Here is a 22,140-nt window from a genome sequence, read left to right as displayed (position 1 = left end):
CCCCTCTTAACTACACCCACCAGCTGGAATCCCCGATTCCTCTACGTCTCGTGTTATCTCATATGTTTATCGACGCCCACCCCGACGCCGACGCCCACCCCGACGCCGACGCCCACCCCGACACCCACTCCCGCGCCGCCTCGCCAGCCTCGCTTTCAGCTGGACCGTTCCCGTCCCACCGCAGAAGGGATCCCGGCTGTTCCCGCGCCACCGCCCGTAGGGCTCACTCCTGAACCTGAACCCAGCCCAGAGCCCTCTCCGCAGCCTGTCCCCACTTCAACTCCCCAGCCTGTGGCTACACCTTTGCCGCGCGTCACCCCCATCCCCTTCCAGGAGCGGCGAGTGCGACAGCAGGGGTTGCGGCTTTTCCCGCCTGGGCTCCATAGCCCCTACTCGACGGATAACCTGTAGTACGATGGCGGCTCGAAGACTTGACTCTATGGGTAGTGTCTGAGATCCAAAATTTATCTTGATTTACTCTAAACTTGGGGCAGCCAAGACGATGGCTTTTCCTTGGGATCTGCCTTGGCTGGTTTGGGGTTGAGGCTCATTGACAACTCTCTCTGAAATCAGCCTCAAAAGGTTTCAGAAATGGATTAGCAGGCTGTTTGATACCTTGCCGGGCCAGCCTCTCCGATAGATTTCTACAGACAAAATAGGCATCTGTAGCGATGTAGAGTGTATCAAAAAACATGTTTCTTATCTCAGTACAATCTGGTTAACGATTGAGAGAGCATGACCGATCTTGCTTGCTTTTTTCTGTCCTATTGATTTAAGTTTTGAGTAACGGAATCGCCTTATTTTAGTAACATCTACCCGTAAATCGGCGAGCTGACAGAGGCCGGAACTGAGGAACCGCTGGCGGTAGCTCAAGGACAAGACTCAATAAATTTAGTGAATCAAATAGCCGCTGAAAGTCTGGATTTTAGGTTGCCAAAACCTTTACGGAAAGGCTTTTCTACTGGTATGAATAAAGTGCTGTTTGCAGCAAGGTCGGCTTCGTACTGTGGGAAGCAAGCTTGATGCGACAGCAGAAGCGAAGATTCTGACAGGGCATCAACTTATGGTGTGGGGTTTGATATGGCGGAGAATCTTGAGCTGCAAGACGCAGTGGGGCGTTTTTTAAAAATCATTGGGCGCTACTCGTTGCTCACCGCTGAGGAAGAACTGCATCTGGCCCACCAAGTGCAGCGGATGATGGCCCTTCTGGAGCAGCGGCGGCAGCACGAGTCGCTGGAGGATTGGAGCCGACGGCTGGGGATCCCTTTAGAGGAGCTGCAGCAGATCCTGCGGCAGGGGGAAGCGGCCAAAAAGCGCATGGTGGAATGCAACCTGCGCCTGGTGGTGTCGATTGCCAAGCGCTACCGCAACCGCGGCTTGCCGTTCCTGGATCTGATTCAAGAGGGCACCATTGGCCTCACCCGCGCCGTGGAAAAATTTGATCCCACGCGGGGGTACAAGTTCTCCACCTACGCCACCTGGTGGATCCGGCAGAGCGTGAACCGCGGCATCCAAAACAAAGGGCGCCTGATCCGGCTGCCCGCCCACATGTACGAGAAGGTCTCCCAGGTGAAGCGGCGCTACCGCGAGCTGTCCGCTGAGAAGGGATCCCGGCCTGCCGCAGAGGAAGTTTTCGATTCGCTGGATATTGGCGACAACTACCGCGAACTGATCACCCGCCACATGGCCGAGATCCGATCCCTTAATGTAGGGGTAGGCGACGAGGACGGCACCGAGCTGCAGCACTTTATCCCTGACGAGGACAACGATCCCATCGAACATCTGAATCGGGTTGCCCATTGCGAGGAAGTGCGCGCCCTGGTGAGCCAACTGAGCGAACGCGAGCAGCAGGTAATTGTGGCCCGCTATGGGCTGGATGGGTCGAAGGGCCTGACGTTGCGGGAGATTGGGGAGCACATCGGTCTTTCGCGGGAGCGAGTCCGGCAAATTGAGCGGCGGGCCCTGCGGAAATTGCGGCGGCTACAGCAGGAATACTCCACCCCCAAGGCCGGCAGACAGCTCAACTCCCCAAGCTAACTGGAGCCTGCCCTCTGTAGAACGGCTTCTTCACCACTTCAGCAGGACGGCGCTGGCCCCGAATCTCAATCTCTAGCCGGGATCCCACCTTAGCCCAAGTTGAATCCACATATCCCAGGCCGATGCCATAGCCCAAAGTGGGAGAATGGGTGCCGCTGGTTACCCGGCCGATCGGCTCAGGGGAGTTGGGAGCGTAGATGGCATAGCCGCGGCGGGGAATGGCTCGCTCCAACAGCCGAAACCCCACCAGACGGCGCGGGATCCCTTGCTGGCGTTGGCTTTCGAGGGCAGGCTTGCCGATGTAGTCCCCTGGATTGCTGACCAACCAGCCCAGGTCGGCTTCCAGGGGGGTGGTGCTCTCATCTATGTCTTGCCCGTAGAGACAGAAAGCGGCCTCCAGGCGCAGCGTATCGCGGCAGCCCAGTCCACAAGGCTGTACCCCCGCCTGCACCAGTTGCTCCCAGAGCCAAAGCCCGTCGGCAGGGCCGAGCAGGAGCTCAAAGCCATCCTCTCCGGTGTAGCCGGTGCGGGCCACAAAGACCCCTGCCCCTGAGGATCTCTCTTTTCGAGTCGCAAACTGCCCGTGTTGAAACCGGCGCAAAGCCCTCAGGGATCCCGCCAAAAAAGGCTGCAAAACCTCTTCGGCTGCCGGCCCCTGCACCGCCAGCAACACCTGAGACTCGGTGTGATCTTGAAGTTCCAGGCCGGGGATCCCCTGCTGATGGAGCCACTCCCAGTCCTTTTGGCGGGTGGCCGCGTTGACGATCAGGCTCCAGTGCTCCAGCTCGCCTTCTGGTGGGTGCCGGTAGAAGATGACATCGTCCACAATGCCCCCTAGGGGGTTTAGCAAAACCGTGTAGCGAGCGGATCCCACCGCCACAGCGCCCAGATCGCTGGGCACCAGACGGCTGAGGTGGGATCCCAGCTCCGGCCCCCAGAGGTCGAACTTGCCCATGTGGGAGATGTCGAAGACGCCTGCCCGCTCCCGCACCGCCCGATGCTCGGCCACCACCCCCTGATACTGCAGCGGCATTTCCCAGCCGGCAAAGGAGACAAACCGCGCCCCCAAGGCTTGGTGCAGGGGAAACAGGGGGGTGCGTTGCAGGGGAGTTGAGCTCATCCACGGATCTCTAGGAGTCAAGGACTAGAATAAACGCAACGTCGCCCATTTCTTGGAGCTCGTCCCATGCGTCTTCTCCACACCATGATCCGCGTTGGCAACCTAGAGCGCTCCTTGCAGTTCTACTGTGACGTTCTGGGGATGCACTTGCTCCGCAAAAAAGACTACCCCAGCGGGGAGTTCACGCTGGCCTACGTGGGCTATGGCGACGAATCGGAAACGGCGGTGCTCGAGCTAACCTACAACTGGGGTACCGACCACTACGAGCTGGGCAACGGCTACGGCCACATCGCCATCGGCGTCGAGGATATCTACAGCACCTGTGAGGCTATCAAAGCCCGCGGCGGCAAAGTGGTGCGCGAGCCCGGGCCCATGAAACACGGCAGCACCGTGATCGCCTTTGTCGAGGATCCCGATGGCTACAAAATCGAGCTGATCCAGATGGGATCCCTGCAGGAGCAGGGTGCCGCCCCCGAAAGAACAGCTGCCGCCTCTGCCTAAACTTGCCAGAAGCGGATCCCCCACCTAGTTGGCGGATCCCCCCACCGTCAACTGGCCCAAGACGTTGATGTCGAAGGTGAAGTTGATCGTCACCGAGTTGCCTTCATAGGCCTCAGGCAGGGGCAAAAAGGGCGCCGCCCGCTGAATTGCTGTCAGCGCTGCGTCGTCGGTTTGTTGGCTGCCGGAAGTGCGGGCCAGGCGAATGCTCTGCAGCTCGCCCCCCCGGCCCACTGTAAAGATCACCACTGTGCGGCGGGAGGTGCCGGTCTGGCCAGGGATCCAATTCTGCTCCACTTTGCGTTGCAGAGCTGCCAGCCAAGGGCCCCAGTCCACATTGGCCCGCGCCGCCACGCTGGGGGGGTTGGGAGCCGATTGGGTGGGGTTGGCCAAGCCGCTGGCTCCTCTGCCCTGGATCCCGGCCCCATCACTGGGAGCGGAAGCGCTGAGGGGCGGCCCCAACTGGGAAGCATCGGAGGGCCGCTCGGCAGGGAGAACCTCCGTCGGCGGTTGGGGAGCAGGCGCAACAGGCTGCAATTGGCTGGGATCCGAGTCCCGCTCCCTGGGCTGCACGGGTAGAGGCTCGGCAGTGGGGGGGCGGGTGGGAGCCGGCGGAGCAGGGGGAGCAGCCGCCACCGGTGGCGGAGTCTGGGTGGGAGTGGGTCGGGGAGCTGGGGTGGGCGGAGGCGGCGCTGCAGTCGGCGTTGCAGTGGGCCGAGGAGGAGCCGGAGGCGCAGTTGGCGTAGGGGGTGGGGTAGATCGAGGAGTGGCCAGAGCAACTTCCGCCGGAGCAGGGGGTGGAACAGGGGCAGGCGGCTGCGGTTGCGGCGGCTGGGGTTGCGGCGGAGGAGGTGGGGGAGCCTCCTGGCGAGGAGCAGCCTGGGATTGGGGTGGACTGCCCTGAGAAGGGGGGGCTTCCGCCCGCTCGCCCCCATCGCGGGAATCCACTTCCGAAACCAGCTCTGCTTCTTCCGGCGGCTTGAGATCTTCTGGCTCTAGCAGGATAAACTCAATGGCCTCTTGTTCTTGCTGGCGAAGTGGCCAAAATCGACTCCAGTAGAGCAAGGCCAGCAGCGCCAGCACGTGCAGCAGCAAGGACAGCGCCACCATCCAAAAAAAGTCGCGCGCCTCTTCCTCGCGGCGGCGCTGTTCAACCCAGATGCTGGTCATGACCAAGCTTGCCCCTTCTTACAAACCTCTCAACACACCGAGTTCTCTTGCTGCAGACTCGGCCAAAGGACTCCGTCTCGCTGACGCGAGAGTGCTCCGCACTGCTGGCGCAAGCAGATTACACGCTAGCTAGTGTTATAGCATCCGAGCGGTTGGGCTTCCTGCGCAAAGGCGTACAGTCGGCATTCCACCTGGCAGCAGCCGTTCTAAAATCGCCTACCTTGATAAAGAGCGGAGATCCCGATTTGCAGGAGAGCCCATGGAACCCATCTGCTTTCATCTGGCCTTTCCGGTTGCCGATCTTGCCTTGGCCAAGGCCTACTACGGCGAGGGCTTGGGCTGCGAGGTCGGTCGAGAAACCCCTGCCGCCGTCATCTTGAACCTGTATGGCCATCAACTGGTGGCCCACCTCACCCAGGAAAAGCTGACGCCCCAGCGGGGCATCTACCCCCGCCACTTTGGCCTGATCTTCCCTGCCCAGGCAGATTGGCAGGCGCTGGCCGAGCGGGCCCGCACGCGGGGATTGCTTTTCTATCAGGAGCCACGCTGGCGCTTTGTCGGCACCCCCCTGGAGCACGGCACCTTCTTTTTGCAGGATCCCTTCTACAACCTGCTGGAGTTTAAGTACTACCGCTACCCTGCCGCCATTTTTGGAGAGCGGGAATGGGCTTTGGTCGGGGATACTGCTTTCCATCCCTCAGGCCAACAGCTTCCGGATCGCTCTCCCAGCAGTGCGTAGCAAACGGGAGGAACACCTTGGCCACTCAACCCCTACACTCTAGCCCTGGGCGCGGCCCCATTTGGCAGATGGATTTCAACGCCGTCCCACTGCGGGATGGGCAGGGGCGGCGGGTTTGGGAGCTGCTGGTCTGCGATGCCAGCGGCCAGTTGCGCCAGGCCAAGTACTGCAGCAACCAAGAGGTCAATAGCACCTGGGTAGCCCAACAGTTGCGCGGCTATCTGGAGGCAGCCCCCCAGCCGCCTGCAGCCATTCGCGTCTTCCGAGCCCGCATGAGCTCCATCTTGCAGCGGGCCTGCAACGCCGCCGGGATCCCCATGCTGCCCAGCCGTCGGGTCTATGCCCTCAAGGCCTGGATGCGAGAGCGGGCAGAGCAGGTTTACCCCCAAGAAACCCAGTTCACCTACAGCCCTGAGCCCCCTGTAGAGCCGGAGCCGCCGGATCCCATCCCCCTGCCGGATAAGTTGCAGGGGGAGCGCTGGGCGTTCGTGACGCTGCGGGCCAGGGATCTGCGGGAAGCCGAGACCTGGCCAATGGAATTCGGCGAGCTGTTCCCGGTGAACTGGGAGGCCTGGGCGCCGGACACGATCATTCCCGGCTTGGTGATTGCCTCGCGGCGGGCTTTGCCCATAGCAGCTTGGCTGAGCGGTATGGAGCCTGCTTATTTGCATGTTGCCGAGGGACGGCTGCTGTTCGAGGCTGGCCTCAACGATTGCTATCTGTTTGCGCAATTAAAAGATGAAAAGCTGCGGGCGGAGGCAGAAGGCTTTGCCCAGCGACAACGCCAAGCCCAAGGGATCCATTTCCTTGCCATCCAGAGCGATTTCCGGGCCCAGTCCTTCGCCGGCTTTTGGCTGATGCAGTACCCTCTCTAGAACAGTTGTCGGCCTGTCTGCCCCGCCACTCGCTCCGCCCCAGTTGCCTGGGCAGCCCGCAAACCCTTGCGTGAATCCTCAGGCTAGCTATGTTTGCGAGGCAACACAAAAATGGTATCAACGCCTCTGCGAGCGCCTCGCCAAAACCCGCAAAGGCTGATTCTTTCGTTGACCCGCTCGATGCCTTGCGCCACAAGGCTTTCAGGCCTCTCACCCCCCCTCTTCGGGGCCCTTTTTTGCCACCTTCGACCGACCCCCTCGCAAATAGGCCTTGCATTCCTTGCCCTGCTTGGGTTTAATAGGGGTAGAGTTCCCCCTTCGGGGGGATCCCTAGAAATTGGAAACAACCCCAAAGAAGATAGTAGACATGTCTTCCTCCTATTGGCAGTTCCCCCTTCGGGGGGATCCCTAGAAATTGGAAACGTGCCGTTAAAATCTGCACCCAATCCTCGTCAATAATCCCGTTCCCCCTTCGGGGGGATCCCTAGAAATTGGAAACAGGGTACGAGCTGCGGTTCTTGCCTGCCCCTAGGAAGATTAGTGTTCCCCCTTCGGGGGGATCCCTAGAAATTGGAAACACGGGACTTAGGCATGTTTAGTGTAAGTTAAACTATGTTCCCCCTTCGGGGGGATCCCTAGAAATTGGAAACATTCACCTTGCGCCGTAAGATCGCATCCGCAGCGTTTAAGTTCCCCCTTCGGGGGGATCCCTAGAAATTGGAAACGCCCAGGGAGTTTAAGAACTCCCGGGCTTGCTTTAGCCACGCGTCCTCAAGTTCCCCCTTCCGGGGGATCCCTAGATAGGGTGTAGGTTGGCCAAGTAAGCGGCTCCCCCTTCCTTGGGGGGAAACTAGCAGCGGGGATCCCCAGGTGTTGAACATGCGCTTTGCGTTTTGCCGATACCGGCGGCCTTTCCGCCAGCCCTTGCGCACGCGCTACGGCCTGTGGTCTATCCGCGAAGGGATCCTGGTTCGGCTGACGGACGCGGAGACGGGAGGTCAGGGCTATGGGGAGATTGCCCCCATCCCCTGGTTGGGCAGCGAGACCGTAGAGGAAGCGCTGGCATTTTGTCAGCAGTTGCCCCCTGAGCTGTCGGAAGCAGAGATCGAGAAGATCCCGGCAACCTTGCCCGCCACGCGCTTTGGGCTGGAATGCGCCTGGCTGGCCTGTCGGGATCCCGGCTGGCTGGCAAGGGATCTCTCCGGGCTTTCCTGGTGTGGGCTTTTTGGGAAAACCCCACCCTCAGGTTCCTACCCCGCCTACAAGGTCAAGGTGGGGGTGGAGCCTCTCGAGCAGGAGGTGAAAAAGCTAGAAAGCTGGCTGGAGCAGTTGCCCGCAGGATCCTGCTTGCGCCTGGATGCCAATGGGGGGCTGAGTCTGGAAGGGGCGCGGCGCTGGCTGGCCCTCTGTGACCGGATCAACCAAGAGTGGCCAGGCAAGATTGAGTTTTTCGAGCAGCCCTTGCCACCAGCGCAGCACGCCGATCTAAGCCGGCTGAGCTGGGAGTTTCAGACTCCCATTGCCTTGGATGAGTCCGTGGTTGGGCTGGAGCAGTTGCAAGCTGTCCACCAAGCCGGCTGGAAAGGGATCCTGGTGGTCAAGCCCTCCTTGGTTGGCTCCTGCCTTGCCCTTAGGGACTACCTCAGGCAACACCCTAGCCTAGATTTGGCCTTCTCCTCCGCCCTGGAAACGCCCATCGGCGCTTGGCATGGCCTAGTTTGGGCGGGATCCCTGCAGGCAAAAACAGCCCATCCCAGAGCCTTGGGATGGGGGGTGGGGGAGTTTTTCCAGGAAGGGGATCCCCTCACCCTGATCACGCTCTCAGCCCAGGAGCGGGCAGCCCTGATGCAGGCGGTGTGGGAGCGCCACAGCCAGCCCTAGACGGCGGCGGCTTGCTTGGCCCGTTCCTGCCGCAGGTAGGCCTGGATAAAGTGCATCAGCTCCTCCGGTTCGCCATTCATAAACGCCTCGACATTGTAGGTTTCGGCGTTGGTGCGGTGGTCTTTGATCAACTTGTAGGGATCGAAAGTGTAGGTGCGAATCCGACCCCCAAAGCCCTGGGTCACCATCTCACCCCGGATCTCGGCCAGCTTTTGCCGGCGCTTTTCTTCCTCAAGCTCGATCAGCTTCGCCTTCAGGATCTGGATGGCCCGCTCCTTGTTTTGCAGTTGGGAGCGCTCTTCGGTGCAGCGCACGGCAATGCCGGTGGGCTTGTGGATAACCCGCACCGCCGTTTCCACCTTGTTGACGTTTTGGCCCCCTGCCCCGCCGGAACGAGAAGTCTCGAACTCCAGATCCTCCATCCTCAGCTCGAACTCATTGTCCTCCTCCAGGATAGGCATGACCTCAACGCCGGCAAAGCTGGTCTGGCGCTTGCCGTTGGCGTTAAAGGGGCTGATGCGCTCCATGCGGTGGTTGCCCTTCTCGGCGGAAAGATACCCGTAGGCATAGGGGCCTTCAATCAGCAGGGTGGCCGACTTGATGCCGGCCTCTGCCCCTTGCGAGTATTCCGAAAGCGTGACCTTGTAGCCCTGGTTTTCCGCCCAGCGGGTGTACATCTTCAGGAGCATCTCCGCCCAGTCTTGGGCATCGGTTCCCCCCGCGCCAGCGGTGATGGTGAGGATGGCGCCGTTTTTGTCGTAGGGGCCCGAAAGCAGTTGCCGCAGCTCCCATTGGCCGAGCTCCCGCTCCACCGCCGCCAGGGATCCGGACACTTCGGCCAACAGCTCCGGGTCCGGGTCTTCTTGCAGCAGCTCCAAGGCGCTGGCAGCATCCTCTAGGCGATCCTTCCAGCGGTGGATTTGATCCCAGGAGGCCTTGAGGCTGTTGAGCTGTTGCAGGTGGCGGCGGGCCGCCTCGGCATCGTTCCAAAACTGCGGCTGCGCTGCTTCCTGCTCCAAAATGGCGATCTGCTGCTCCAGGTGGGGCAGGTCAAAGATAGTCCTGAGCACTGCTCAGGCGCGAGGTGAGCGATTCTAGGGTGCGTCTCAGATCGGCCAGTTCCATAGAGAGCATCAAGAGAGAGCATCAAGCTGCGCTTCGGCTCTCATCCTAGCCTGTAGGCTGGCAATTCAACCAAGGGATCCAGCTCTTTTGCAGGTTTGCTGCAACACTGTGAACCGCATTCCTGGCCAATTGGGTGATCCCGCGCCGGCTCTAGGACGCGACAGAGCGGCCTTGGGCGATGGCTTTTGCCGAAGGATCCCTGTCGGAGCACCTCAAGCCCGTAGCAGAATGGAAAATCTTGTTTCGGAGGCCGCTATGCTGAGGGTCTTTTCCTTGCTTTCCGGACTGGTTCTGGCTGGGGGGGTGGCTGCTTTGGCCATCACCAATCCCACCCCGGAAGAGTACGGAGCCTACGCAGGAGACCAATTGGCTGCCTATGCTACACGGGAATACTGCGCCCAGATCCCAGCTTTTTTGCCCACCCTCATTGAGGAATGTCACGCCCTTGTGCAACAGCTGCAACCAGAGCTGGTGGAGCTGTTTCTGCGCCAGACCCGCCGGCAAAACTTCATCCTCTTCAGCCTCTACAGCACCGATTTGTCGTTGCTTAACTTTGGCCCGCTGGGGATCTCCCTGCCCACCTACCACTTTGAAACCTTGGCCGTGGCAGGGCAATTCTATACCTATGAGATCCGCGAGGGCAAAACCACTCCCCAAAAGGGCTAAACCTGGGCCTGCTCCAACAGCGCTTGCAATTCCTCCAGGGCTGCCTGGGCCGACTGCGCCTGCTGGTAAAGGGATTGCACCATCTCGGCGCTGGCCTGAGCCGATTGCAGGGTGGATTGGCTTTGGCGTTGGATGCGCTCTGCCAAGCCGCGGATGCGGTTGCTGGCTTCGGTGGTGCGCCCCGCCAATTTGCGGATCTCCTGGGCAATGGCACCAAAACCGCCGCCCCCACCCCTGCGGTTGGCCTCCACAGCCGCATTAAAGGAGAGCAGGCGAATATAGCCTGCCACCTCTACGATCAAGTCAACGATGGTGTTGATTTCTTTGAGCTCGCGGGAGAGCTCCCGGTTGCTGTCGGCAATGTCCTGAAATAGGCGGCGCACCGCCTCTACCCCGGCAAAGGTGGCGGCAAAGGTGGATTTGCCCTTTTCCGAGAGCACCGAGCTGATCTCGATGATGCGGGCGTTGAGGCGGGCCAGCTCTTCCGAGCGCTGCTGGGCTTGGCGCCGCTCCCGATCCAAAGCCAGGTTTTGGCTGAGGATCTCGGCTTTTTGCCGCTCCAGATCGCGGGCATACTGAAGGCTGCGGTTTTTTTCCTGCTCCAGCTCGGCCAGGATCCGTTTCATCTCCTCCTGCTGTTCTTCGAGCTTCCGCTGGGTGGCTAGATGTACCTGGGACTGAGCCACCAACAACACCGGCACATCCAAAAGGCGGTAGTCTTGCGGGCCAATTTGCACCACCACCGGGTCGTAGATGGTTTCTTGGGGCCGCTGGAAGGCCTGGCTGGCCGCTTGCAACACATCGCAGTCGCCGGACAGAAGGAGAAAACCCCGGCCATGGAACTCCACCATCGAGCTGATGGGCCGCTTCAAAAACACGTCTAGGCCGTAGGGCTTGCTCAGCATCCACTCCAAAATGGCGCGCCGGGTCAGCATCCCCTGCACTTGTGACCGCTCATCCAACACGATCACCCCCGAAAGGCTGCTGTCATCCTCTAGGCGGCGCACCACGTTCTCGCAAGGGGTGGACTCGCTCACCTGAAAGTCCACCAGGGCCAGATCGCGCAGCTTGGTGTGGATCGAGAGGGTGGGAGTGGGCGGATTGGTCAGGGTAGCCATCACAGGGATCCTCGGCGCAGCTTGGGTCGAGACAGGTAGCCAGTAGATGTGCTATGTATTGGGAAACACACAAAAGTGGCTCTGGTCGGCTTGCCAGGAGACTACTGCCGACTGCATTTAGTTTGCCTTGGGATCTCGTTCCCTGGCTACGGTCGCAGGCTGGGGATCGGTTGAAAAAAAAGACAAAGGCGGGTTTTTCCCGTTGCCGAGTGGGGATCCCGGCAAGAGGGGATACTCCAAATCCGCGATTTGGCCGGCTCTGAGCTCAGCGAGGCTCTTGGTAGCGGTGGTAGATCTCTAGAATTTCACTGCGGCCACGGTTAAAAGCTGCCACCACTTGAGGATCGAAGTGGCTACCGCTTTGGCTTTCCACGAAGCGAAAGATATCTGACAGATCCCAAGCTTCTTTGTAGGGGCGGCGGCTGGCCAAAGCGTCGAAGACATCGGCCAAAGCCACGATCCGCCCTTCCAGCGGGATCTCTTCTCCCTTAAGGCCCCGCGGGTAGCCGCTGCCGTCGAACTTCTCGTGGTGGGTGAGGGCAATGATGGCGCTTTTTTTCATCAGCTCCGAGTCCGATTTACTGAGGATCTCGTAGCCAATCTCGGGGTGGCGGTTCATAATTAGACGCTCTTCGGGGGTGAGGGGGCCTGGCTTCCGCAAGATGGCATCCGGGATCCCGATTTTGCCCACATCGTGCAGGGGGCTGGCATAGAAGATCAGCTCTTGTTCATGGCTGGAGAGGCCCAACTGTTTGGCAATGCTGCGGGAGTAGTGGCTCATCCGCTTGAGGTGAAAGGCGGTGTCTTGATCCCGGTATTCGGCAGCCTGGGCTAGACAGAAAATCGTTTCCAGGTGAGCGGCTTTCAGCTCTTCCCGCAAGCGCACATTTTGGTAGGCAACCGCCGCCTGGGAAGCCAGGGCTTCTGCCACCCGGACTTCCAGCTCAGAAAACGGCTGGCTCCAGTCAGCCACCTGGTTGGGCGCTAGGTTGGCAGGGCGATCCGGCCTGAGACGGTTCAAGAGTTGCAGGGCGCCAAGGATATTTCCTGAGGGATCCCGCATCGGCACCGTGAGCAAAGAGCGGGTGCGGTAGCCGGTCTGCTGATCGACTTGGGAGTTGAAGGCATAGGGCAAGCCCGCTGGCAAGCGATAGACGTCCGGCAGATTCAAGCTCTCCCCGGTGAGCACCACATAGCCCACAATGCTAGAAGGAGTAAGGGGTAGGCGCAGATCCTGCAGTTCCTCGTTGCGCTTGACTACAAAAAAGCGCAACTCCTCCCCTTCGCGGATGAACAGGCTGGCGCCATCGCAACCCGTCAGCTCGCGGGCTTGGGCAACAATCAGTTCCAGCAGGCGCCTTAAATCCGTTTCCGAAGAAAGGGCGATCCCCACTTGGATCAGCCGCTGACTCAAGCGCAAGGCAGCAACGGCCTCGAATTCAGCTTCGCCAAGACAGAGATCGAAGGCAGCAGGCCCATGGGACATAACCTGTCCTCCACCGGGTTACGAGTGTTCTCAGAAGCGTTCCTAATGGAGCGATGTCAGAGCTCTAGCAGGGATCCTGCCGCTGCTCCGATGAGGCTAGGGCCGCCTATCCAAAGGAACTCTGCTACTCTACTTTACCTAGGGAGGCAAGAGACGCTGTGACCCAGGTCAAGACCCAGCCGCCAGAGGAGGTTGCCCTCCAGCTCATCGTTGGCCTGGGCAATCCTGGCCCGCAGTATGCCAACACCCGGCACAACTGCGGCTTTATGGTGGTGGACCGGCTAGCGGAGCGCTGGCGGATCCCGTTGGCTTTGGAAAAGCGGTTCCAAGGTAGCTACGGAGAAGGTTTTGCCCTGGGGGGCAAGCGGCGCCTGCTCAAGCCGGAGACCTACATGAATCGCTCTGGCGAGGCGGTGCGGGCGGTGTTGGATTGGTACAAGTTGGATCCTGCCTCGGTTCTGGTGGTGTACGACGATATGGACTTGCCCCTGGGTCGCCTGCGGCTGCGGGGATCTGGCTCCGCCGGCGGACATAACGGCATGAAGTCTGTCATTGAGCACTTGGGCAGCGAAGCCTTCCCCCGCTTGCGCCTGGGCGTGGGCAAGCCCAAAGGCCACCAAGACAGGGTTGGGCATGTTTTGGGGAGCTTTGAACCCGCTGAGCAGGCAGTGCTGGACCGGGTTCTAAGGGCGGCAGTGGCAGCGGTGGAGTGTTGCTTGCAAGAAGGATTGAAGACGGCCATGAACCGCTTCAACCCTTTGGATTTCTCTGGGCCAGATCGGCAAGATCAGCCAGCTCCTCTCAACCCAGCCAAGACTGCGCCCGGAGAAAGCTGATGCCGGGATCCCGCCCCGCTGTCTGACTAAGCAAAGTCGCCTCATCAAGGACTGCGTCCGGCCACGCGATCTTCCACCCGCGGCAATTCCTCAGAACCGCCTGGCCGCGTCAGGGAGTCGGCTTCCCCAGTGGCAGGAGAGGGCAAGGATCCCTCCAGGTTGCTACCGATCCCTCGCCAAGCCAGAGAACCGGAGGCTTCGGCGGCCTGAGCGCACAGCTTGGCGCGCAGCTCTGCCTCCTGCTTGGGCTTGAGATAAAGGTTCTCCAGCAGCACCGCCATACCGGCTACCCAGGGGGGCGCGATCACCGCCCCAACAATGCCCAACAACTGAGTGCCCCCCAGCACCGCCAGCAATTGATACAAGGGCTTCACCCGCACCGAGGATCCCACCAACAAGGGATCCAACACATAGGTTTCCAGGTTTTGCACGGCAACGTACAGGATCAGCACCCACAAAAAAGTCCAGCCCCCTTGGACGATGGCCACCACCAAAGCCGGCAGGGATCCCAAGACTGGGCCGATAAAGGGAATCAGATTGGTAAACCCGGCGATTACCCCCAGCGCCAGCGCAAACTCCGACAGGCCCAAAAAGCGGAGCGAGACGGCAATCATCACCCCCAAAATGGCCGAGACCAAGACCCGCCCCTGGATGTAGCCCCCCATACGTTGCGCCATCGGCTGCACCTGCTGGGCCAACCGCTCATTCCAGGGGTAGGGGAACAGCTCCACCAGGCCCTGCACCAGGTCAGAGCCGCTCACCAGCATATAACCGGAAATGAAGAGGGTCAGCACTACGGTCAACAGGCCGCCCAGCAGACCGCGGGTGAAATCGAAGGACTGCACCAGCAACTGTTGTCCTGAGCGAACTGCCCAGTTCATCAGCGACTGCGGATCCAGCAACTGGTTCAAGTAGTCCAGCGCCGCCGGATCCACCCCTGCCAGATCGGCAATCCAGGTGTCTGCTAACAGTTGGAGCCGCTCCAGGTAAGAGGGCAACCTTGCTAGCAGCCGCTGGGTCTGGGTCACCACCGTCGGACCCATGAGCAGAGCCAAGCCGGCAATCCCGGCAATGAAACTCAGATAAACCACCACCACCCCCAGCCAACGGGGGATCCGCATCCGCTCCGCCAGATCCACCAGGGGAGCCAGCGCCGCCGCCACCACCACCGCGATCATCACAGTTACCACCAGGTTGCGCAGTTGCCACAGCAACAGCAGCAGCATCCCTGTGGCCACTACCAGGGCTATGGAGGAGACGGAGAGGGTCAGCTGTCTTCGGCTCATCATCTGGCTGGGCTCTCTTCAAGGGGGGCGTTTCAGTCCCCCGGGGTAACAGACGGCTCTACCATCCTGGCCTGGCTTAGCCGAACTTGCCAAACGCCCCTTGCCCAAAGACGCCAAACCCGCAACCTCTCTACTCAATAGCCCAGACAAAGATCCGCAGCAGAAAACCAGCTAGCAGTGGAGTTACCGCAACAGTTCCATCCGTACTGCTTCTACATATTCCAGCAGCTCTGGGGATCCTCTGCCTGCAGCCTGCCACAGCGTCAAAGCACGGCCCAGATCGGCAGCGGCACCGGCCCTATCCTCTCCCTGATAGGCGCGTGCCATGCCGCGGTGGTAGTAGCCCTCGGCTTGCTGCGGCTGCACCTCGATAGCTCGGCTGAAATCCTGAACGGCCAAGTTGAAGTCGCAAATGCTGGCCCACATCAGGCCGCGATGGACATAAGCATCGAAAAGATCGGCAGAGCTTTGGTTTTGCTTGGCCAGCTCGATGGCCAGGTGCGACACATCAAACGCCGATTCCAGATGTCCCTGTTCGGCCCAGATGCGAGAGCGCAACAAGTGGAGTTGGGGGTTGCGATAGGCAATGCGATCCAGAGGGGACAAAGTTGCCAAAGCCTGCTGCAGCTCCCCAAAATACTCGTGTTGTATTCTGGCCTTGAGCAAGTAAGCTTCAGGCAAATAGGGATCCAAAGCAATGGCAATGTCCAGATCCTGTAGCGCTCTGCGCATCAGGTGATCAACGACAGCCGCCTGCTCCGGCTCGGGCAAGGCCAGGGGATCGCTCTGCAACCGATCCCAGAAGTATTGAGCCCGCTGCAGATAGAGCTGCGCGTTCCCCGGCTCTTGTTCCAGAAACTGAGCTAGCCGCGCCAGATAGACGCGATCCAAGTGAAAACGCTCGCCAGCCTGGGTGGAAAGAGGGATCCCCCGCTGCGCCAGCAACTGATGCGCCTGAGAGCGCTGCTCAAGCTGCCGTACTTGGGCTTGCAGTTGGGCTTGTTGCCTGAGCAGGAGCTCAGGATCGGGTTCATCGGCAAATGCCGTCACTTGAACACTCTGCGCTGGCGCCGAGGCAACTTCAGGGACAGCGCCCCGTCCCTTGCGCAGGGAAGCCAACCAGCCGCATTCGCCGCTCAAACACAGCCAAGACAGCAAACCCAAAAGCGCCGATCCGGACAACAAAAGACTGGGCCTCAGCATGGATCCCACCCCACGAAATAGCTTGAAAAAAGAGTTGCCTCTAAGCTAGTTCGCCACAGCCGCAGTGTCCAGACTTTCGGCAATGCCCGTCCTGCGCCACCACTCGGAAACTCCCCCCAGGGGATCCTGCCGCCGGCCAGATCGACCAACTCCACGCGACGATTCTTTGCTGGCTACAGGAGCTGAGAGCCCCACACGGGATCCATGAGGCAACTGGGGCAGAGGAAGAGACAAAAGCCTTGCCGTCAGGTAAGCGGGGCAACCCCACCCGTCCATACGGTGGGGTAGTTTATGAGAGTTAGACAACCAGGTTAACCAGCTTCTTCGGCACCACAATGACCCTCTTCGGCGTCATCCCTTGCAGATACCTCTGCGCCGCCTCCGATTGCAGAGCCAGCCGCTCCTGCTCCTGGGGCGTGACATCGGCAGGGGCTTCAAAGGAGCCGCGCAGCTTGCCGTTGACCTGCACCACAATCGTTACCGTATCGGCCACTAGGGCCGCCGGGTCATAGGTAGGCCAAGCCTGGCGATGCACTGAGTCGGTGCCGCCCAGGGCCTGCCACAGCTCCTCAGCCATGTGGGGGGCAAAGGGGGCTAGGAGCAAGACCAAGGTGCGGATCCCTTCCGCATAGACTGGCGAGTCCGGGATCTCGGCTTCAGCCAGGGCGTTGCTCAGCTTCATCAGCCCAGCAATGGCAGTGTTGAACTGGTACTCCTCCAAGTCCTCGCTGACTTCTTTGATGGCCGTGTGCACGGCGCGGCGCAGATCCCTTTCCGCTTTGGTCAGGGATCCTGCTTCAACCTTGGCCTGCAGCAGCTCGGCGGCTTTGCCCTGCAAGGACTCCGTCCCGCTACCGCGAACAACAAACTCGTACACCTGCCGCCAGACGCGGTTGAGAAAGCGAAACTGCCCTTCCACATCGGCATCGTCCCACTCCAAGTCCTTTTCCGGCGGCGCCTTGAAGAGGATGAACATGCGGGCTGTGTCTGCCCCGTAGTTGGCCAGCACCTCTTCCGGATCCACGCCGTTGCCCTTGGACTTGGACATAGTTGCGTAGATAACCTGCAGGGGCTCGCCGGTTTCCGGATCCCGCGGGTCGTTGGGATCCTTGACCAATGCAGTAGGGATCCAGCGATCCTTGCCGGACTTGTTGGGGTTGTAGTAGGTGCGCGCCTGCACCATCCCCTGGGTTAGCAGGCGGGAGAAGGGCTCATCGAAATTCAACAACCCCAGATCCCGCAGCACTTTGGTGAAAAAACGGGAGTAAAGCAGGTGCAAGATGGCGTGCTCGATGCCGCCCACGTACTGATCTACCGGCAGCCAGGCGTTGACCAGATCCTTGCGGAAGATCTCGCGGTCGTTGCGGGGATCGCTAAAGCGCAGGAAATACCACGAGGAGCAGATAAAGGTGTCCATCGTGTCCGTCTCGCGGCGGGCGTCGGCACCACAGGCGGGGCACTTCACCTTTACCCAGTCCTCCAACTGGGCCAAGGGGGATCCCCCTCGCCCCGTCAGCTCCACATCCTCGGGCAACAGCACCGGCAGATCCTCCTCCGGCACCGGCACAATGCCGCAGTGGGGGCAGTGGATGATGGGAATGGGGCAGCCCCAGTAGCGCTGTCGCGAGATGAGCCAATCCCGCAGGCGGTAGTTGACCTGCCGTTCTCCCAGCCCCTGCTCTTCTAGCCAGGCGATGGCCCTTTCTACACTTTGCCCCGGGCCTTTGCCCACCGGGATCCCGTCCAGGGGGCCGGAGTTGATCAACACCCCCTCCCCCGTCCAGGCCGCCTGCAGATCTTCAGCACTCGTCACCCCCCCTTGGGGCGGCTGCACCACCAGCTTGATGGGCAGGCCGAACTGGCGGGCAAACTCAAAGTCCCGCTGGTCGTGGGCGGGCACGGCCATGATGGCTCCTGTGCCGTAGCCCATGAGCACATAGTCGGCAATCCAGATGGGGATGCGCTCTTGGTTGACGGGGTTGATGGCGTAGGATCCCGTCCAGACGCCCGTTTTTTCGCGGTCTTCGGCGCTGCGCTCGATCTCGCTGCGGGCAGCGGCCTCGGCCCGGTAGGCCTTGACGGCAACCTCTTGCTCAGGGGTGGTGAGCTTCTCCACCAAGGGATGCTCCGGCGCCAGCACCATGAAGGTGGCTCCCCAGAGGGTGTCAGGCCGGGTGGTGAACACCGGCAGCTCCTCCCCTGTTTCGGTTTTGAAGACAACCCTAGCCCCCACCGACTGGCCAATCCAGTTCTCCTGCATGGTGAGCACCCGCTCCGGCCAGCCGGAGAGCTTCTCCAGGTCAGCCAGCAGTTGGTCGGCATAGGCCGTGATCTTGAGAAACCACTGCTTGAGGAGGCGCTTTTCCACCAGAGCTCCCGATCTCCAGGAGCGCCCTTCCGCATCTACCTGCTCGTTGGCCAAGACGGTCTGGTCCACCGGATCCCAGTTCACCGGCGCCTCCTTCTGGTAGGCCAGGCCCGCTTTGAAAAACTGCAGGAAGAGCCACTGCGTCCACTTGTAGTAGTCGGGGGCGCAAGTGGTGATCTCCCGCTCCCAGTCGTAGGAAAGCCCCAGCCGCTGCAGTTGATCCCGCATTTGGGCAATGTTCTGGTAAGTCCACTTGGCCGGCGGGATCCCCCGATCGATGGCGGCGTTCTCTGCCGGCAAGCCAAAGGCATCCCACCCCATGGGGTGCAGCACCGCGTACCCCTGCATCCGCTTGTGGCGGGCAATCACATCCGTGATGGTGTAATTGCGCACATGCCCCATGTGCAGGCTGCCACTGGGGTAGGGGAACATCGACAGGGCGTAGAACTTGCGACTTTCTGCTGTTAGCTCCGGCGTGCGATCCAGCCCAATTTCACGCCAGTGGGCCTGCCATTTCCTTTCAATGGCCTGGGGATTGTAGCGCGCGTCCACAGCTTAGGACTCCTGGAAAACCTTTTGCTCTGGGGAGCCTAGATACCAGCATTTTGGCATGCTTTGGCCGCTCCAGAAACCTCCAGGACCCCCTAGTAGGTTTCCTCGTTCCAGCGGCTAGCTTTCTTGAGCTCCTTCTGGAAGCTGCTCCAGTCTTGGCCTGCTTGTTGGGCTACGGCAGCCATGACGCTGTTGATGCCATCTTCCATCCCCTTGAGACCACAGATGTAGACGTAGGTGTTAGGTTTTTGCAGCATCTCCCACAGCTCGGCGCCGTACTCGGCCATGCGGTTTTGCACATACATCTTTTTGCCATCGGGGGTTTGCTGCTCGCGGCTGATGGCGTAGTCGACGCGCAAGCGGTCCCCATGCTCAGCTTTCCAGGCTTCCAGGTCGCCCCGATACAGCAGGCTGGAAGTGGTGGGTACCCCAAAAAACAGCCAGATCTTGCCTTGGTAGTTGGGATCCTCCTCGAGCAAATGCTTGATGAAAGCCCGAAAAGGAGCAATGCCCGTGCCAGTGGCAATTAAGATCAGGTTGGCGTTTGGATCCTCCGGCAGGAGGAACGTCTTCCCAGCCGGCCCCGTGATCATCACCTCATCCCCAGCTCGGAGATCGGTGAGGAAGCCCGAGCAGACTCCCACTCCCGGCTGGCCAGTTTCCTTATCCACGTATTCGGCCCGCTTCACACTCAGAGAAACGGTGCGCCCCTCGCCATCGTCGCCATAGCGGGTAGAGGCAATGGAGTAGAGGCGGGGCTTGTGGGGCTTGCCCTTGTCATCTACGCCAGGAGGAATAATGCCAACGCTTTGGCCCTCCAGGTAGCGGTAGTTGGGATCCGGCAGGCTGAGCACAATGTGCTTGGTCAGGCCGGGTGCCCCTTCCCCCACAAGGGAGTAGGTCTCTACACACTGGCCGATCAGGGGCGCGTTGGGACGGTACAGATTGACAACAACTTCTCGCTTTTGGGCGCTGGCAACCATAACGGCGATCTGCTCCTGGCAATGGGAGAAAACTCTCTAGCAAACACCTTAGCAGCCCGCCCGCCCGAAGGGAACTTGCCGGAGGGGAACACCCCAGGCCGATCCTGAGAAAGCCCGCCCGGAAAACTTCTCTTCTCCTCAGTCGTCGCCGGGAAACAGGCAGTTTTTGTTAAATTGTTCCTTGACGCCGCCCGCCTCTCTGGCCTCAAGCTCGGTTGTGGGGGAGCGTCTTGTGGTAATATGCAAGACCATAAAGAACAGTAACTTTTTTAGAGGCTTCCTCTCAGTTTTGCCCTGCCCATCCCCAAGGAGTTCCCATGGCAAGCAGTCCTGAACGTATTGTAATGATCGGTGTTGCCGGAGATTCTGGCTGTGGCAAGTCCACGTTCTTGCGGCGGTTGGGGGACTTGTTTGGCCGGGATCTCATTACCACCATTTGTCTGGACGACTACCACTCCTTGGATCGCTACCAGCGCAAAGAGAAGGGCATTACGGCGCTGGATCCCCGCGCCAACAACTTCGACCTCATGTACGAGCAGGCCAAGGCGCTCAAAAATGGCCAGAGCGTGATGAAGCCCATCTACAACCACGAGACAGGGCTCATTGACCCGCCGGAGCGGGTGGATCCCAGCCCCATCATCGTCTTGGAGGGCCTTCACCCCATGTACGACGAGCGGGTGCGGGAGCTGCTGGACTTCAAGGTCTATCTGGATCTGGCGCCGGAGATCAAGATTGCCTGGAAGGTGAAGCGGGACATGGCCGAGCGGGGCCACACCTATGAAGATGTGTTGCGCTCCATTGAGGCCCGCCGCCCCGATTTCGAGGCCTACGTCGATGTGCAGAAGCGCTATGCCGATGTAGTCATCGAGGTGCTGCCCACCAAGCTGCTGCCGGAGCTGGATCCGGAGCACAAGGTGCTGCGGGTGCGCATGATCCAGCGGGAGGGGGTGAGGTATTTCGACCATGTTTACCTCTTCGACGAAGGCTCCACCATCGACTGGATCCCTTGTGGCAAAAAGCTGACCTGCTCCTACCCAGGCATTCGCCTGCACTACGGCCCTTCCACCTACTTCGACCAGCCGGTTTCGGTGTTGGAAATTGACGGCACCTTCGACAAGCTGGAAGAGGTTATCTACATCGAGAACCACCTGAGCAACCTGTCGACCCGTTACTACGGCGAGCTGACGGAGCTGCTGCGCAAGCACCCGGAATATCCTGGATCCCGCAATGGCTCTGGACTCATCCAGGTAATCGTGGGCCTGAAGCTGCGGGCCCTCTACGAGAAGATTCAGGCGGAAGCCAAAGAGCTGGCGGTTGCTTCCTAAGGTTTGGCCTCTGCGTGAAGGGGATCCCTTGACCTGGCTCGGGCAGTTGGGCAAGCGGCGATAGGTGGCGATCCATGCAAGGGTTCCAGTTGGAAATCTGGCCGGAGGGAACAGCCTTTTTCTGGCGGGCGGTCGAGATCTGGCAAGAGCAGGCCGCGGCGGCCATCCGTCAACGGGGCCGCTTTACGGTGGCCTTGGCAGGGGGAAACACGCCACGGAAGTTGTATGCTGCTTTAACCCAGGCGCCGGGGATCCCTTGGCAGCAAACCTGGCTGTTCTGGGGGGACGAGCGCTACGTTCCCCCGGATCACCCCGAGAGCAATTACGGCATGGTACGGCGGATCCTGCTGGATACGGTCGGGGTTCCCGCCTCCCAAGTCTTTCCCATGCCCACCCACTCAGGAGATCCCTTACGGGATGCGGCGGAGTACGAGGCGACCCTGCAGCAGATTTTCGGCACCGAATGCCCTGCCTTTGATCTGATCTGGCTGGGAGTGGGAGAAGACGGCCACACGGCCTCCTTATTTCCCGGTACAGCCGCCCTGGAGGTGCAACACCGCTGGGTGACGGTGGGCCAAAAAGGGGAGGAGCCGCGCCTGACTCTGACCTACCCTGTCTTGAACAGGGCGGCTCAGGTGGTGGTTTTGGTAACGGGGGCCAGCAAAGCCGCGATCGTCAAGGAGGCGCTGACAACGGAGGCCCACCTGCCCTGCCAGCGCCTCAACCCCCAAGGACGGCTGCTATGGCTGCTGGATGCGGCGGCAGCGGCTGAACTGCCCCTGCCCGCGGTGGCCTTGCTCGGCTAGTCCGGCCAATTGCTGCCGAAAAAGCGCTGGCTGAAGATGGCGATTTGACCTGGATCACCGCTGCAT

The 22,140-nt window shown here is 60.5% G+C and carries 18 protein-coding genes, 1 pseudogene and 1 CRISPR repeat array; of the genes and pseudogenes, 10 read left to right on the top strand and 9 right to left on the bottom strand.

Annotated elements, in window-relative coordinates; translation table 11 throughout:
- Nucleotides 1-411 (top strand): annotated as a pseudogene (locus tag NW855_RS01305) (hypothetical protein); the annotation flags it as partial.
- Nucleotides 412-1,080: 669 nt separating this feature from the next.
- The gene (locus NW855_RS01300; RefSeq protein ID WP_011430106.1) at nt 1,081-2,037 is read left to right on the top strand and encodes a sigma-70 family RNA polymerase sigma factor; all 957 of its coding nucleotides are present in this window, start codon (nt 1,081-1,083) and stop codon (nt 2,035-2,037) included.
- Here NW855_RS01300 and gcvT read toward each other — a convergent pair.
- A complete protein-coding gene (gene gcvT, locus NW855_RS01295) occupies nt 2,021-3,157 on the bottom strand; it encodes a glycine cleavage system aminomethyltransferase GcvT (RefSeq protein WP_011430107.1) in 1,137 nt (378 codons plus the stop codon). The genes NW855_RS01300 and gcvT overlap by 17 nt on opposite strands.
- A gap of 66 nt (nt 3,158-3,223) precedes the next feature.
- On the opposite strand from gcvT, the gene gloA reads away from it, so the two are divergent.
- A complete protein-coding gene (gloA, locus tag NW855_RS01290; protein WP_011430108.1) occupies nt 3,224-3,658 on the top strand; it encodes a lactoylglutathione lyase in 435 nt (144 codons plus the stop codon).
- A 24-nt stretch (nt 3,659-3,682) separates the two neighbouring features.
- Here gloA and NW855_RS01285 read toward each other — a convergent pair whose 3' ends face one another.
- Nucleotides 3,683-4,825 carry an energy transducer TonB gene (locus tag NW855_RS01285; protein ID WP_099816137.1) on the bottom strand — a complete coding sequence of 381 codons (1,143 nt, stop codon included), beginning with the start codon at nt 4,823-4,825 and terminating at the stop codon, nt 3,683-3,685.
- A gap of 259 nt (nt 4,826-5,084) precedes the next feature.
- Here NW855_RS01285 and NW855_RS01280 point away from each other — a divergent pair, with 259 nt between their 5' ends.
- The 3 genes from NW855_RS01280 (at nt 5,085) to NW855_RS01270 (ending at nt 8,320) form a co-directional block, all read left to right on the top strand.
- Nucleotides 5,085-5,564 (top strand): VOC family protein, encoded by a 480-nt coding sequence (locus NW855_RS01280; RefSeq protein ID WP_011430110.1) that lies wholly within the window; start codon nt 5,085-5,087, stop codon nt 5,562-5,564.
- Nucleotides 5,565-5,581: 17 nt separating this feature from the next.
- A complete protein-coding gene (locus tag NW855_RS01275) occupies nt 5,582-6,439 on the top strand; it encodes a Tab2/Atab2 family RNA-binding protein (RefSeq protein ID WP_011430111.1) in 858 nt (285 codons plus the stop codon).
- A 309-nt stretch (nt 6,440-6,748) separates the two neighbouring features.
- A CRISPR array of direct repeats spans nt 6,749-7,164; the repeat unit is 36 nt; unit sequence GTTCCCCCTTCGGGGGGATCCCTAGAAATTGGAAAC.
- Between the two features lie 154 nt (nt 7,165-7,318).
- Nucleotides 7,319-8,320, top strand: coding sequence for an o-succinylbenzoate synthase (locus tag NW855_RS01270; RefSeq protein ID WP_011430112.1), 1,002 nt, complete (start codon nt 7,319-7,321; stop codon nt 8,318-8,320).
- On the opposite strand, the gene prfB is transcribed toward NW855_RS01270, so the two are convergent.
- Nucleotides 8,317-9,445 (bottom strand): peptide chain release factor 2 gene (gene prfB / locus NW855_RS01265; RefSeq protein ID WP_143596961.1). Its coding sequence is split into 2 segments (ribosomal slippage): nt 8,317-9,372 and nt 9,374-9,445, totalling 1,128 coding nucleotides; the frame shifts between segments, so codons are not numbered across the junction. The two genes, NW855_RS01270 and prfB, sit on opposite strands and share 4 nt — an antisense overlap.
- A 255-nt stretch (nt 9,446-9,700) precedes the next feature.
- Here prfB and NW855_RS01260 point away from each other — a divergent pair.
- Nucleotides 9,701-10,111, top strand: coding sequence for a DUF4359 domain-containing protein (locus tag NW855_RS01260; protein ID WP_240527379.1), 411 nt, complete (start codon nt 9,701-9,703; stop codon nt 10,109-10,111).
- On the opposite strand, the gene NW855_RS01255 is transcribed toward NW855_RS01260, so the two are convergent.
- Together NW855_RS01255 and NW855_RS01250 are read right to left on the bottom strand one after the other, a co-directional pair.
- A complete protein-coding gene (locus NW855_RS01255; protein ID WP_414402538.1) occupies nt 10,108-11,229 on the bottom strand; it encodes a methyl-accepting chemotaxis protein in 1,122 nt (373 codons plus the stop codon). The genes NW855_RS01260 and NW855_RS01255 overlap by 4 nt on opposite strands.
- Nucleotides 11,230-11,494: 265 nt before the next feature.
- Nucleotides 11,495-12,715, bottom strand: a complete 1,221-nt coding sequence (locus NW855_RS01250; protein ID WP_414402537.1) for an HD domain-containing phosphohydrolase — start codon at nt 12,713-12,715, stop codon at nt 11,495-11,497.
- A gap of 158 nt (nt 12,716-12,873) precedes the next feature.
- Here NW855_RS01250 and pth point away from each other — a divergent pair, with 158 nt between their 5' ends.
- On the top strand, nt 12,874-13,551 hold the full coding sequence (gene pth, locus NW855_RS01245; RefSeq protein WP_099812178.1) for an aminoacyl-tRNA hydrolase: 678 nt from the start codon (nt 12,874-12,876) through the stop codon (nt 13,549-13,551).
- 44 nt (nt 13,552-13,595) lie between these two features.
- Here pth and NW855_RS01240 read toward each other — a convergent pair whose 3' ends face one another.
- From NW855_RS01240 to NW855_RS01225, 4 genes are all read right to left on the bottom strand, one after another.
- Nucleotides 13,596-14,837 (bottom strand): AI-2E family transporter, encoded by a 1,242-nt coding sequence (locus tag NW855_RS01240; protein ID WP_414508269.1) that lies wholly within the window; start codon nt 14,835-14,837, stop codon nt 13,596-13,598.
- A 183-nt stretch (nt 14,838-15,020) separates the two neighbouring features.
- Nucleotides 15,021-16,040: a hypothetical protein gene (locus tag NW855_RS01235; RefSeq protein ID WP_414389771.1), complete on the bottom strand. Its 1,020-nt coding sequence runs from the start codon at nt 16,038-16,040 to the stop codon at nt 15,021-15,023.
- Nucleotides 16,041-16,338: 298 nt separating this feature from the next.
- A complete protein-coding gene (leuS, locus tag NW855_RS01230) occupies nt 16,339-18,960 on the bottom strand; it encodes a leucine--tRNA ligase (RefSeq protein WP_414402535.1) in 2,622 nt (873 codons plus the stop codon).
- A gap of 92 nt (nt 18,961-19,052) precedes the next feature.
- A complete protein-coding gene (locus NW855_RS01225) occupies nt 19,053-19,943 on the bottom strand; it encodes a ferredoxin--NADP(+) reductase (protein ID WP_414402534.1) in 891 nt (296 codons plus the stop codon).
- A 317-nt stretch (nt 19,944-20,260) separates the two neighbouring features.
- Between NW855_RS01225 and NW855_RS01220 the strand changes: the two genes are divergently transcribed.
- Together NW855_RS01220 and pgl are read left to right on the top strand one after the other, a co-directional pair.
- The gene (locus tag NW855_RS01220) at nt 20,261-21,268 is read left to right on the top strand and encodes a phosphoribulokinase (protein ID WP_011430121.1); all 1,008 of its coding nucleotides are present in this window, start codon (nt 20,261-20,263) and stop codon (nt 21,266-21,268) included.
- A 74-nt stretch (nt 21,269-21,342) separates the two neighbouring features.
- Nucleotides 21,343-22,074, top strand: coding sequence for a 6-phosphogluconolactonase (gene pgl, locus NW855_RS01215; protein ID WP_414508268.1), 732 nt, complete (start codon nt 21,343-21,345; stop codon nt 22,072-22,074).
- Nucleotides 22,075-22,140 lie beyond the last annotated feature (66 nt).

This window comes from Synechococcus sp. RC10B2 (assembly GCF_047502635.1).
The sequence above is the reverse complement of the archived record's forward strand: the minus strand, read 5'-3'. Positions and strand labels throughout refer to the sequence as shown.